The sequence below is a fragment of the Ruegeria sp. CDSC051 genome, assembly GCF_059610665.1.
In genome coordinates this window covers 468,480-480,389 of the sequence record NZ_JBXWOC010000002.1, presented here as the reverse complement: position 1 = coordinate 480,389, position 11,910 = coordinate 468,480, and the positions used below count along the sequence as shown (strand labels likewise).

At 54.7% G+C, this 11,910-nt stretch carries 11 protein-coding genes; 3 read left to right on the top strand and 8 right to left on the bottom strand.

Features of this window, described 5'->3' with window-relative positions; genetic code table 11:
- Positions 1-22 precede the first annotated feature (22 nt).
- The 6 genes from AC2FH0_RS07820 to AC2FH0_RS07795 all read right to left on the bottom strand — a co-directional run bounded on the left by AC2FH0_RS07820 (position 23) and on the right by AC2FH0_RS07795 (position 6,349).
- The gene (locus AC2FH0_RS07820) at positions 23-955 is read right to left on the bottom strand and encodes an AEC family transporter (protein ID WP_496691494.1); all 933 of its coding nucleotides are present in this window, start codon (positions 953-955) and stop codon (positions 23-25) included.
- A 92-nt stretch (positions 956-1,047) separates the two neighbouring features.
- Positions 1,048-1,458: a RidA family protein gene (locus tag AC2FH0_RS07815; protein ID WP_496709134.1), complete on the bottom strand. Its 411-nt coding sequence runs from the start codon at positions 1,456-1,458 to the stop codon at positions 1,048-1,050.
- 13 nt (positions 1,459-1,471) lie between these two features.
- Positions 1,472-1,969: a sarcosine oxidase subunit gamma gene (locus AC2FH0_RS07810; RefSeq protein WP_496709133.1), complete on the bottom strand. Its 498-nt coding sequence runs from the start codon at positions 1,967-1,969 to the stop codon at positions 1,472-1,474.
- A gap of 1 nt (position 1,970) precedes the next feature.
- Positions 1,971-4,841: a 2Fe-2S iron-sulfur cluster-binding protein gene (locus AC2FH0_RS07805; RefSeq protein WP_496789007.1), complete on the bottom strand. Its 2,871-nt coding sequence runs from the start codon at positions 4,839-4,841 to the stop codon at positions 1,971-1,973.
- On the bottom strand, positions 4,828-5,085 hold the full coding sequence (locus AC2FH0_RS07800; RefSeq protein WP_496691490.1) for a sarcosine oxidase subunit delta: 258 nt from the start codon (positions 5,083-5,085) through the stop codon (positions 4,828-4,830). The genes AC2FH0_RS07805 and AC2FH0_RS07800 overlap by 14 nt, the downstream gene beginning before the upstream one ends.
- Positions 5,086-5,098: 13 nt before the next feature.
- Positions 5,099-6,349: an FAD-dependent oxidoreductase gene (locus AC2FH0_RS07795; protein ID WP_496789006.1), complete on the bottom strand. Its 1,251-nt coding sequence runs from the start codon at positions 6,347-6,349 to the stop codon at positions 5,099-5,101.
- Between the two features lie 356 nt (positions 6,350-6,705).
- Here AC2FH0_RS07795 and AC2FH0_RS07790 point away from each other — a divergent pair, with 356 nt between their 5' ends.
- Entirely contained in the window at positions 6,706-7,494 is a 789-nt protein-coding gene (locus AC2FH0_RS07790; protein ID WP_496789004.1) for a phytanoyl-CoA dioxygenase family protein, read from the top strand.
- 43 nt (positions 7,495-7,537) lie between these two features.
- Here AC2FH0_RS07790 and AC2FH0_RS07785 read toward each other — a convergent pair whose 3' ends face one another.
- Together AC2FH0_RS07785 and AC2FH0_RS07780 are read right to left on the bottom strand one after the other, a co-directional pair.
- Entirely contained in the window at positions 7,538-8,587 is a 1,050-nt protein-coding gene (locus tag AC2FH0_RS07785; RefSeq protein ID WP_496702597.1) for an aromatic ring-hydroxylating dioxygenase subunit alpha, read from the bottom strand.
- A gap of 96 nt (positions 8,588-8,683) precedes the next feature.
- Entirely contained in the window at positions 8,684-9,613 is a 930-nt protein-coding gene (locus AC2FH0_RS07780) for a LysR substrate-binding domain-containing protein (RefSeq protein ID WP_496691486.1), read from the bottom strand.
- 94 nt (positions 9,614-9,707) lie between these two features.
- Between AC2FH0_RS07780 and AC2FH0_RS07775 the strand changes: the two genes are divergently transcribed.
- Positions 9,708-10,793 (top strand): hypothetical protein, encoded by a 1,086-nt coding sequence (locus AC2FH0_RS07775; protein ID WP_496702243.1) that lies wholly within the window; start codon positions 9,708-9,710, stop codon positions 10,791-10,793.
- A 157-nt stretch (positions 10,794-10,950) separates the two neighbouring features.
- Entirely contained in the window at positions 10,951-11,907 is a 957-nt protein-coding gene (locus AC2FH0_RS07770; protein ID WP_496702245.1) for a fatty acid desaturase family protein, read from the top strand.
- Positions 11,908-11,910: the final 3 nt, after the last annotated feature.

Below are 11,910 nucleotides of genomic sequence, written 5' to 3'. Positions count from 1 at the left end.
ATCCCGCTCTCCGGATGCTGTATCAACCGACCAGCGGCAGCAGTATTGCCAAAGACAGAGGGATGCTCACTGCGGCGATCAGGGTTTGCAATGTGACAATCGCTGCCATCAAAGGGGCATCGCCACCCAGTTGCTTTGACAGCGTGTACGAGGATGCACCAGTTGGAACCACAGAATAAACGACAGCAATTTGCAGCACATCCCGGGGCAATCCAACCGCCAACCCGACCACCAGTACCGCTATGGGGAAGACCACCATCTTGCCTAAGAACGCAAGGATAAGCGGTAGCACACTGGCGGCCATAGCGCGCACTCTCAAATTTGCGCCTACGGCCAACAGGGTAATCGGTAAAGCCCCGGCCCCTAAAACGTCTGCTACATCATGTAAAACCGGGATCCGGTCACCGATCAGCTGGTTGGCGCCGAACGCAAGCAATATCGAAATAACATAAGGATTGCGGGCAAGCTCGCGCAGGATTGCAACAGGCAAACTGGTGGCATTGTCGCGTTGCAGTGCACCGACCAGCATGACCACCATTACGATATTGGTGGTCGGCACCAGTATCGCAGTCGCAAGAATAGCGATATCTAATCCTGTGGGACCAAAAAGATTTGCCGCCAGCGCCAGCCCGATGAATGAGTTATGCCGAGCGCTTCCCTGTAGTATCGATGTACCTTGCGGTGCCGCGAACCCAAAAAGGCGCGCACTTATGAAGGCAAAGATCAGCGCCGCAACAAACCCGCCCAGAATGGTAACCGAGTAAAGGCCAAGCGCGGATTTATCGAGTGGCGACAGCGAGATTTTGGTAAACAGCAGACAAGGCATCAGTACCCAATAAACAAGCTTGTCGTTCAGGTTCCAGAAATCGGTGCTGGGGATGCCGCCCTTTCGAAGAGCCAAGCCCAAAGCGATGATCAGAAAGATCGGCAGGATGGAAGTCAGTGTCGTCAGCATGGCGATCCGTGGGCAAAAATGAACACACCCAACCCGACACTTTCAAAGAGTGAAGATCAATGTCATTCGACGTCGAAATTGTACCTCGGTCATCAGGATGCTTCGGACTCGTCGTCGATGACGCCGATTGCATCGATTTCGACCAATAACGATGGATCAGCCAATCCCTGCACGACAACACCGGTCGAACAGTGGTGCACGCCGTCAAACCAGCGATTGATCACCTCGTAAACGGCGGGGCGATAGGAGATGTCGGTGACATAGACGGTAAGTTTGCAGACATCCGCCAAACTGCCCCCGGCTTCTTCCATCCAGCGCTGGATGTTGCGGCAGGCCTGATCTGCCTGTACGCCCGGATCGCCTTCACCAATCAATGTTCCGTCCAGCAGAGTACCAACCTGTCCCTGCATGAACACAAAATCACCTCGGGCCCGGATCGCTTTGGAATAGGTCGCCTGCGCGTGATAGCGGGTCTGGTACTTGTGGATATGTGTGCGGGTCATGACATCCCTTTCTTCAGGTGACGGCGCGAGCCAGATAGTCCTCTACCATGTCACTAAAGCTCTGTTCGACAGCGAATTCGAAACCATCCTTACATCGCATCACCAATGCCTTGAGGCCAAACAGTTCAGTATAGGTGACAGCGTCTTTGCCGAATGCAGTGTCATGCAGATCCAACGGGCAGGCAATGGCCATCACTTCGCCCGCTTGCGGACCCACTACTTTGAAAAAGGCCAGAGTATCCGAAATCTGCACAATACTGATATCGGCGGGACAATCGGTAGGCTTGAGCTGTGCTCTCAACGTTTGTTCCAAATCCAGCGAAGCACGGGCGATCCAGTGGTCTCGCCCGATGTGATACAGCTCAATCGCATCTTTCTCTGTTCGTCTATTAGGCTTATCGGACAAACGGGGCAAAGCGTCCCCCACCCAGTTTTCAATCGCTGCCGACGCCCCTTTGAGATCGAACAGTGCGTTCAGACTCTGGCGTGTGATCTGTACGTCATAGCTCATCTCAGGACCTCAGCAATTTGCCGTCGGGGTCGTGGAACACCGGCTTGGTAATGGTGACTGGGATAACCCCATCTTTCAGGCGCACATGGGCGGATTCCCCATGCCGCGCGTGCCCGTTTTCCAGCAACGCCAAACCGACCCAACGGTCGTTCACCACACTCCAGACACAGGCGGTGACGAGTCCCTCGGTGGCTTCTTTTCGGCCTCCGGGGGTGAGCGGTGCACCTTCAGGCACTTGTCGATTGGGGTCTTCAGGAAGAATGCCAACCAGTTCTCGCCGGGTGCCGCCACCTTCACGACGCAGTACAATCGAACGCTTACCCAAATAGTCAGGCTTCTTCTTCGACATGACCCATCCCATACCCAGATCGTAGGCATCTACAGTGCCGTCCACCTCATGCCCCAGTGACAGAAAGCCCTTTTCGACCCGCAGAACGTGGCTGGATTCCGAACCCACTGGCAGAATGCCAAAGGGCGCGCCCGCCTCGATCACTTTGTTCCACAGTGCAGCCATGTGGCGCGGCGCGACGTTGACCTCAAATGACAGCTCGCCAGTGAAACTGACACGCACGACGCGGGCCGGGATCCCAGCCACGGTGCCGTCGCGGAAAGACATGAAAGGAAAGGCCTCAGACGACAGGTCAATATCTGTTCCCAACGCCTGCATGACATGGCGTGCATGGGGCCCGCATATGGTGGCGTTGTTCCATTGGCTGGTCACAGTAGTGATCATGACCTGCCAGTCGGGAAACTCGGTCTGAAGAAGCTTTTCCATGTGCTGGTTGACCGCGTCTGCATGACCCGTCGACGTTGAGACCATCCAACGGTGCTCGTCCAGCCGAAAGACCACCCCGTCGTCCAGGATCAGCCCGTCATCAGACAGCATGAGACCATAACGCCCGTCACCGGGTTTCAGGCTGGACATGACATTTGAGTAAAGAAAATCGAGAAAGTGCGGGACATCACTCCCTTTCAGCTCGAATGTGCCGAGGGGGGAGCCGTCATAGACGCCTACACCGTCACGCACCGCACGACATTCGCGGTTCACTGCCTCCTGCAACCCTTCACCAGGTTTGGGGAAGTATCCAGGACGCTGCCAACGGGCACCAGCTTCGTACATCACCGCACCATTGTCCTTGTTCCACTGCGTGACCGGCGTGTGGCGGTAGGGGAACAGCACTGTCTCCTCGCGCAAGCCTCCGATCGCGCCAAAGGAAACTGGTGTGTAGGGAGAGCGAAAGGTTGTCGTTCCGACATCCTGCAAGGGCACACCCTTTTGCATCGCAACAGTACCGATAATGTTGATATTACCGGTTTTTCCCTGGTCGATGCCCATGCCGCCGGTGGTATATCGCTTGACGTGCTCGACATTGTCATAGCCTTCGCGCAGGGCCAAGTGTACATCGCTAACCGCCACATCGTTCTGCAGATCCAGAAATGCCTTTCCACGTTGCCCCGCGACGTCTACGCGCCATAGCGGCTCGATGGCATAGGGCAGGTCCGAACCTCCTTCGATAATCCCGTCAAGCGTCAACGCTCCTGCGGCAGCTCCGACAGCGCGGCAAGCTTGGGCGGCCTGATCGGGTACGAAAGCGGATAACTCCTCATCAAACCGCAGAGTACTTCTGGATTGAGACCACAGATGCACGGTTGGGTTCCAACCGCCGGAATGGCCCAGCAGGTCACAATCGATCCAGGTCTCCGCCCCACTACTGACGGATACCGCACGTACCGCGCGCACCCGCTTGTGACCTCGCACACCTGCGGCGACGGTGCCTGTATGAACGGTGACGCCCTGTGCCATATCCAGTGCGGCTTGCGGCACTGTATCGCGACTGTCTAGGATTGCGACGACCAACACACCTGCTGCCATTAGGTCAGCTGCAACTGCGTAAACGCTGTTGTTGTTGGTAAAAAGAACAACTCGTTGTCCCGGAGTGACACCCCAACGATTGACATAAGCCTGTACTGACGAAGCCAGCATGACGCCCGGCCGATCATTGTCTGCAAAAACCATGGCGCGTTCGGTGGACCCGGTGGCGACAACCACCTCGTCTGCACGCACCCGCCAGCTCCGCTCCAAAATATTGCCTTCTAAGGGTTCCCGTTCATTCACAATCAAAAGATTATGTTCGCGATAGGCCCAGACCGTTGCATTTTGCAGATGGATAACGTTGCCCATCCCACGCAATTCTTCAACAGCTTCAGCCACCCAGTCCAATGCGGATCGCCCGTTGATTTTTAGATCCCGGTTCAACAGGCTGCCACCTGCCTCTGTTCCCTCATCAGCAATGAACACACGTTTGCCAGACCTGCCCGCCTCCAGCGCGGTCTGCAATCCGGCAGGTCCCGCACCAGCGATCAACACATCGGCATGGGCATGACGCGCTTCGAAGTGGCCCGAAGTAGGAGGTTGCGCGGGTGCTGCCGCCAGCCCCGCAGCTTTGCGGATAGATGGTTCGAACAGATGCCAGTTGGGCCACTTGAATGTCTTGTAGTAGAAGCCAGCTGGAATGAAGCGTCCTAATAGCTGATTAACGCCACCAAGATCAAACTCGGGCGAAGGCCAGCAGTTGACTGAGCGGGCGCTCAGCCCATCGCGCAGCGGCACAGTTGTTGCCGGACGGTTACCCGATGAATCTTCACCGTCCAGCTCGACTAAAGTCGCCGGTTCCTCAGGTCCATGACCAACGATGCCGCGCGGGCGATGATATTTGAAACTGCGGGCTGTGATACGGACCCCATTGGCCAGCAAGGCCGAGGCCAGAGTATCTCCTTTGTAACCTTCATAGGTTTTTCCGTTAAACCGGAACGTCATTGGGCTGGTACGATCTATACGCCCGCCCGAAGCACGACGATTACTCTGAGCCATCGGGTGCCTCCACAATGTCATGGGTTCGGGTATCGCGCCAGATTGTCAGCCATTCACCGCAACCTCGCCCGTGCCACCATTTTTCCTGCACCGGTCCTAACGGGTTCGGTGCTACAGTCAGGTACTCAACCCATTCCGCGTCGCTCACGGCATTTGGATCAGGCCGATCGGCACCGACAGGGCCGCCAAAGATAAATTCACTTTCGTTACGCTTGCCGCAGAATGGGCAGGGGATAAGCAACATGGTCCTGTCCTCTCTATCGGGCGGTTGTGGTGCCGGCTTCCATCACAAAATCCAGATGACGGAATCGGTCGAGGGTAAATGAAGACATCAGCGGATGAGGCTGACCCATAGCAACCAGATGGGCCAGGGTCAGACCGCCTGCCGGGATCGCCTTGTAACCACCCCACCAACCCGCCGTGATGAATAGCCCCGGCACTTCGGTTTGATCCATGATGGGCGAGGCGTCATGCGCGATATCCAGATGCCCGCCCCATTGTCGCATCAGCTTGAGCTTTTTGAATGACGGGAACAACGACAACATCGTCGTCACAGTATCTTCGAACACGTTTTGCTTGATGTCCCGGCGAAAGCTCTGGCCCATGTCAGGCGCGCCGCCAATTACCATTTCACCCTTGTCAGATTGACTGAAATAGAACCCGCTGTCGGGGCAATTCACGATCACATCGACCAACGGCTGGACTGGCTCGGAAACAAAAGCTGTCAGGTTCATAGTTCGCAGCGGCAGCTTCAGCCCGGCGGTTTCCGTCAACGTTGTGGTATGTCCAGACACCGCTACGACAACTTTCTTGGCTCGAATGGTTCCGCGATTGGTTTCGACACCGTCGATCGCGCCGTCTGCACCTCGGATCAGCGATTGCACTGCGGTCTGCTGGTGGATCTCGACCCCCATCGCGTCCGCCGCGCGGACATATCCCCAGGCCACTGCATCATGCCGGTTCACACCCGCATCGGTATGTACCATGCCGCAAATGATTGGCAGCCGAGCATCAGGTCCTCCGCCAGTCAGCGCGGGAATGCGACGGCGTAATTCGTCTGTATTGATCTGCTCGTAAGTTGAGCCGTATATGTCCATGACCAATTGCCGTCGCCGAAGCTCTCGCAGCTTGGGCCAAGTCTGTACGACATCTACCATGGTGCGCTTTGAGTGCATCATATTGAAGTTCAGCTCGTGTGTAAGCCCTTCGTACATTGCGACTGATTTGACATAGAACGGGATCGACTCGTCCCGCATGTAGTTTGAACGGATTGTCACCGTATTGCGCGCGATGTTACCGCCGCCCAGCCAGCCTCGCTCCAGCACGGCGACATCGGTAATGCCAAATTCCTTGGCCAAATAGTAGGCAGTGGCCAGACCGTGACCCCCTGCCCCAATCACGACAACTTCATACTGGTCTTTCAGGGGTGGGCTTCGCCAGGCCAAGGGCCAGTTGCGATGGCCAGAGAGCGCGTTTCGAGCGAGTGAGAACACAGAGTATTTTTGCATGTTGGTAATTATATTTACTAATAAGCAACGTTCGTCAATAAATAAATTTACCTGAATGCAATCCCCGTTTTGGCGCGCCGCTGCATTTGAACGAGTCATCGCGCACATCGCGTGCATGACTTGTTGTGGTATTTGCTGGTTTGGTCAGGTTATTTCGGGTAGGGTGCGTCATGCATGTTCGCATCAAACAGTTTCACCGAAACCTAGCCGGAAAATGGTCAACCCGGTCGAAATGGCCCTGTTTCATCATAAACTGTCGCAGCTCTCCAACATCCTAACCCCATGAGAACTTAGGCGCATAGCGCCTGTTTTTTTACCGCCCTCAATCTCGGGTGGAATTTATGGATGGAAAAGCAATGACAACATCAACTGAAACGATGACGGTTCAGGATACCTATGCACGCGACGGTGTCGTGCTGCTAAGGGATATCCTATCTGACGAATGGCTGACCAAACTGCGACACGCTGTAGATACCGAAATCAAAAAGGGCGACCGCTATTTCGCCTACAAGAATATGCGTGAAACGCCGGGTGTGTTTCAGGACTATTGCCTGAAGTCGGATATCGGCCAGCGCGTGTCTCAGGTAGCTGGCAGCCCATGGACATCGCTGATCTATGACCAAATATTCGTGAAGGAGCCGGGAACGCAGACTCAAACCGGATGGCATACAGATCAGCCTTATTGGCCGGTCTCCGGCCCGATCATGACAATGTGGATCGCGCTTGACCCTGTAGACCCGGACAATGGAGCGCTGGAATTTGTACGTGGTTCACATGCGTGGGGGGCCAAGTACCGTCCGTTCAAAACCGATCAACTCGGTGGTTTTCTACACCATCTGGAACAGGACAATCCCGACTATATCGATATGCCAGATTTTGAGGCAAACCGCGACGACTACGACATCTTCCATTTTGAGAATATGCAGCCCGGTGATGCATTGGCCTTTGACGGGATGACCGTGCATTCTGCTATGGGTAACAGAACCACCACCCGTCGCAGGCGAGGGTATGCAATCCGTTTTGCCGTTGACGGAGCAACTTATGAGCCACGCGATTCCGTCACCGAATGGCTGCATGATGACAGTCTTAAACCGGGCGCGCCGTTTGCCGGTGGACGGTTCCCCGTCATCTACGAAACTGCGTAAATCTGCGGCAGAGGGCTGGATTTCCCAGCCCTCTGCCAAGATCTCAGGCCTTCCGCGCGACGGCCTCCTGTGACGTATTCTCGGCCTCGATAGCACGGTCAAGAACGCGTCGGAATTGTTTGGCGCCCGCATCGAGGCCCAAATCAATATTCGACGTGGTGGCGTTCTTCATACCTTTGTGGACTGCCTCCAGCACATCCTTATCCTCAAGAAATGCCATACGCGCACCGTCATTCATGTAGGTTGACACTTCGGCATCGTCGGCAAGGGAATTACGATGCTGGAACCAGAAATACCTCGTCCGATCCTCATCAATCGGGGTCATGAAATTATATGAGATATTGATGAAGGTTTCAGCAACCGGACTCTTGTCATACCCACCGGTTCCAACCGGTGTGTAAATGGACTTGTTCAACCCGATGGCAGGCATGCACATCTCATAATGTTGCAGGCGGTCGCATTCGCCCCCGAACGTCACAAGCTTGGAATAGTAAGGTGAAGGCGGTTTGTTCTCAATCCAGCGCGACACGATTACACCGCGATCTGTTTTTTCCACGTTCAATGGTTCTTCGTCCGTCCCTGCTCCCGCAAACGAACTCACGTGCACCCAAGCCACATGGCTGGGATCAAGCAGGTTGTCACAGACCCAAAGGTAGTGGCAATCGATATCCATCACGCCACCATCCGTCATGCCCCAGGTTGTGTTATCGAAATTCTCTACGGGGAAAATCTGATCAGGATTTGCCAGTGCCGGATCCCCCATCCAGATCCAGAGCAATCGATAGCGGTCAACCACCGGATAAGATTTGACAACCGCACGGCGTGGGGTCATCCCACGCTGGGTGGGGCTGTCTATGCACTTGCCCGAGCAGTCGAAAGTCAAACCGTGATAGCCGCATTCGACCAGATCGCCTATCAGATTGCCCTTTGACAAGGGCAGCTTGCGATGCGGGCACGCATCCTCCAGGGCAACCGGCGCGCCATCCTGCTGGCGATAAAGCACGACGTTTTCGCCCAGAAAGGTCTCGGCCTTCAATTCGCGACCAATATCTTTGCTCCATGCGGCAACATACCAGCAGTTTTTCAGATACATGATCCCGCTCTCCGTTCAATATCTAGCTTGCGCCAATATGGGGTAATTTCCCCGCACTTCGCCATGCTGGATTGGTAATGGGACATATAAGGTCTACTAATTTGACTCGTTTGCGAGCAGCGGGATGTCGGGTTGCGCTTTGGCTTCGGCATGAATCCAGTTCAGGAATTCGCTGACCTTTTGGCTATCCTTCGTCTCATGCCGCCGCACCAGCCAGTAGGACAAAGGCGATTGCGTCAAATGTGGGAACGGTCGCACCAATCGGCCATCACAGAGTGCGTCGATCACGAGCGGCTCACGACCGAGCGCTACGCCGAGCCCTTCGATTGCAGCTTGTACAACCATATTCGACTGCCCCAACCGACGTGTACGCAGCACTGTCGGCAAGTTAAGATCACATTGCCGGGCCCAGAATTCCCACGTCGGGTTAGCCGCACCATGACGTAGGTTTTCATCCACAAGCAGTGTGTGACGAGACAAATCTTTGATGCCATGAAGATCGGGTAACAGAGCTGGAGCACAGACAGGAAAAAGCCGTTCTTCCATCAACAGATCGGCCTGCAACCCTGGGTACTCACCCAGCCCATACCGAATGCCGATATCCGCATCGGCACCAGAAAAGGGGTGCTGCCCGGTATCTGTAGCGATCGAAATCGACAGGTCGGGATGCGCCAAATCAAAGTGAATAAGCCGCGGAAACAACCAGTTAAACGCAAAGCCCGGCAGACATGAAATGACTATTGTTCGGTCGCTGCGAGTTTTATCCCGCAGCTGAGCGCAGACGTCAGAAATACGCCCCAATCCATCGGATATAGCCAGAGCCAGCTGTTCGCCCTCGCGTGTGGGACGTGACTGACGCGCACCGCGCACCAGCAATTCTCTGCCAAGCCATTCCTCCAGCGACCTTACATGCTGGCTTACCGCACTTTGACTTACACCCAGCTCTTCGGCTGCTGGCGAAAAGCCGGAATGGCGGACGACCGCCTCAAAAGCGCGAAGCGCCGAATATGGCAAATTCAGGATCATATTAGCTATCCTAATGTCAGGCATTACTTCTTTCAAATGGATTAGAGTCGATACAGGGCTCTAGATTTCTAAGATCAAATCTTTGGGGGTACTGATGTCCGACACAACGCCCGGGCGAGGAGCGCTAAACCTTCTGGTGAACTGTGCCCATGCAACAGCGGGCGACCGGTTGCTGATCGCCTACGAGCCTCCGCAGTTCGGGTATTTCGACTCAAATTGTGTAGACATCGTCAGCCAGGCGGCACAGCAGCTAGGGCTAATTGTTGATGCGGTTGATGTGGGTTTCAACCCTGACAACCCCCATCTCTCGCCCGACCTTCTTGTCCGATTTCGGGCTGCAGACATCATCCTGTTCTTGGCGCGCTTGGGCGATCAGTTGCGGTTTTCGGACATGCCGCGGGGCAAAAGGATCATTGTCAGTTTTGCGGTGAACAAAGAACTGCTGGGCTCGGGGTTTTCGAACGGCCACCACGATGCGTTTTTGGAACTCAAGTCAGACGTCAATGCGGTGCTTGATGCGGCAGACGAAGTCCGGATCACCTGCCCGCTGGGAACTGATGTACGTGGACACCCGATTATGGATCTGAAGCCCACTGGGGATACCTCGATCCTGCGCTTTCCAATGTCCGTCTTTACACCGGTTCCAGCACATAGTTTTTCTGGCAGGGTGGCCGTCAGTTTTCTTACCGGGACCGGGTCGAGGTATTATGACAATTATACTATCGAATTCGACGAACCGGTTTTTGCAATCATGGAAAATGGCCAGCTAACGCGGTTTGACGGCGACCCTGCTAATGTTGCAAGAGCTGAGGCCCACTATGATCGGGTTGCCGGGCAGTTCGACATAGATCGTAATTTTGTACATTCATGGCATGCTGGGATTCACCCAGGCTGCGGATATCCCTGGGATATGCGAGAAAATTACGAAAGATGGGGCGGGTCTGCTTTTGGCAATCCGCGTATTCTGCATTTCCACACTTGTGGTGCTTATGCCCCCGGTGAAATCAGCTGGAACGTAATCGATCCGACCATTGTGATCGACGGCGAGACTTACTGGGACAATGGTGTTTTTTACGCTGAACGGCTGCCTGCTGGACCGTCAATTCTCGATCGCCATTCCTGCGCGGCGGCATTGTTTGCTGATCCTGATCCGAATATCGGATTGCGTGCGGTTATCTGATCATTCCTAACTTGATCGAATCGCGCCCAGATAGGATGATCTATTGTTAATAGGACCCGATCAAGTTGGTCTTATGGTGCGGAGCACTCCCGTCTCCGGTGCCGGTATGTACGAAGAGGGCAAAGTCCCCCCGCACCGGCAAAATTATGGAACCCATATGTCAAAAGCTATCGTTACGCCGCTGACTCAGGCCTTGGCCGAAGGAAAACTCACGCGCGAAGAACTCAAAGGATTCATGCAACGTTCAAACGGACCGGGATTGCGCCATCTGGCGCTTTGGATCCTGTTGCTTGCGTTCACCACGACGCTGATAACACTTGCCTGGAACAGCTGGCTGATCTGGCCGGCAATGTTCCTTCAAGGCGTTGTCCTGGTGCATCATTTTTCGTTGCAGCACGAATGTGTGCATTACACTGTGTTTCGGACACGCTGGCTGAATGATTTGGTTGGTCAGATCTGTGGGCTGATCATCATTCTGCCACACCGGTTTTTCCGGTACGAGCATTGCGACCATCATACCTATACCCAACTCACCGGCGAAGACCCTGAACTTATCCCTATGCCCAAGACGATTGGACAATATCTTCTTTACCTTTCAGCCCTGCCCTATTGGCGCGGTAAGTTCACCGAAGTGTTCCGACATGCCCGCGGACGGCTGAACGAGACAGAGTTGCGCTTTATCCCCAAGGTCGAGCACAAAGCGGTTTTTCGGGACGCGCGCAGGATGCTTGCCATTTACACCGCCATTTTTCTAGCCATGGCTCTGACCGGCTGGTGGGGCCTGATCTGGTATTGGATCATTCCACTGTTTCTGGGGGAACCAGTTATGCGATTTGTGCGAATGACCGAGCATGTGGGGCGACCAACGGTTGCCCAGATGTCGGAAAACACCCGCACCAATCTGGTATCAACACCGATGGCCTTTCTGTGCTGGAACATGAACTATCACGCGGAACATCATTACGTTGCATCGGTTCCATTCCATTCGCTGCCGCGTTTGCATGAAAAGCTGAAGGATCACATTTTTGTCGAAAGAGGCGGCTACTTAGCAGCGCATCGTGACATTCTGCGGCAAATTTTGCAGCGTGAACCCGAGCAATCGGCAGAGGTTTGAGCG

Coding starts and splice junctions, on each gene's coding strand:
- AC2FH0_RS07820 (WP_496691494.1), bottom strand. CDS start 955: ATGCTGACGACACTGACTTCCATCCTGCCGATCTTTCTGATCATCGCT.
- AC2FH0_RS07815 (WP_496709134.1), bottom strand. CDS start 1,458: ATGACCCGCACACATATCCACAAGTACCAGACCCGCTATCACGCGCAG.
- AC2FH0_RS07810 (WP_496709133.1), bottom strand. CDS start 1,969: ATGAGCTATGACGTACAGATCACACGCCAGAGTCTGAACGCACTGTTC.
- AC2FH0_RS07805 (WP_496789007.1), bottom strand. CDS start 4,841: ATGGCTCAGAGTAATCGTCGTGCTTCGGGCGGGCGTATAGATCGTACC.
- AC2FH0_RS07800 (WP_496691490.1), bottom strand. CDS start 5,085: ATGTTGCTTATCCCCTGCCCATTCTGCGGCAAGCGTAACGAAAGTGAA.
- AC2FH0_RS07795 (WP_496789006.1), bottom strand. CDS start 6,349: ATGCAAAAATACTCTGTGTTCTCACTCGCTCGAAACGCGCTCTCTGGC.
- AC2FH0_RS07790 (WP_496789004.1), top strand. CDS start 6,706: ATGACAACATCAACTGAAACGATGACGGTTCAGGATACCTATGCACGC.
- AC2FH0_RS07785 (WP_496702597.1), bottom strand. CDS start 8,587: ATGTATCTGAAAAACTGCTGGTATGTTGCCGCATGGAGCAAAGATATT.
- AC2FH0_RS07780 (WP_496691486.1), bottom strand. CDS start 9,613: ATGATCCTGAATTTGCCATATTCGGCGCTTCGCGCTTTTGAGGCGGTC.
- AC2FH0_RS07775 (WP_496702243.1), top strand. CDS start 9,708: ATGTCCGACACAACGCCCGGGCGAGGAGCGCTAAACCTTCTGGTGAAC.
- AC2FH0_RS07770 (WP_496702245.1), top strand. CDS start 10,951: ATGTCAAAAGCTATCGTTACGCCGCTGACTCAGGCCTTGGCCGAAGGA.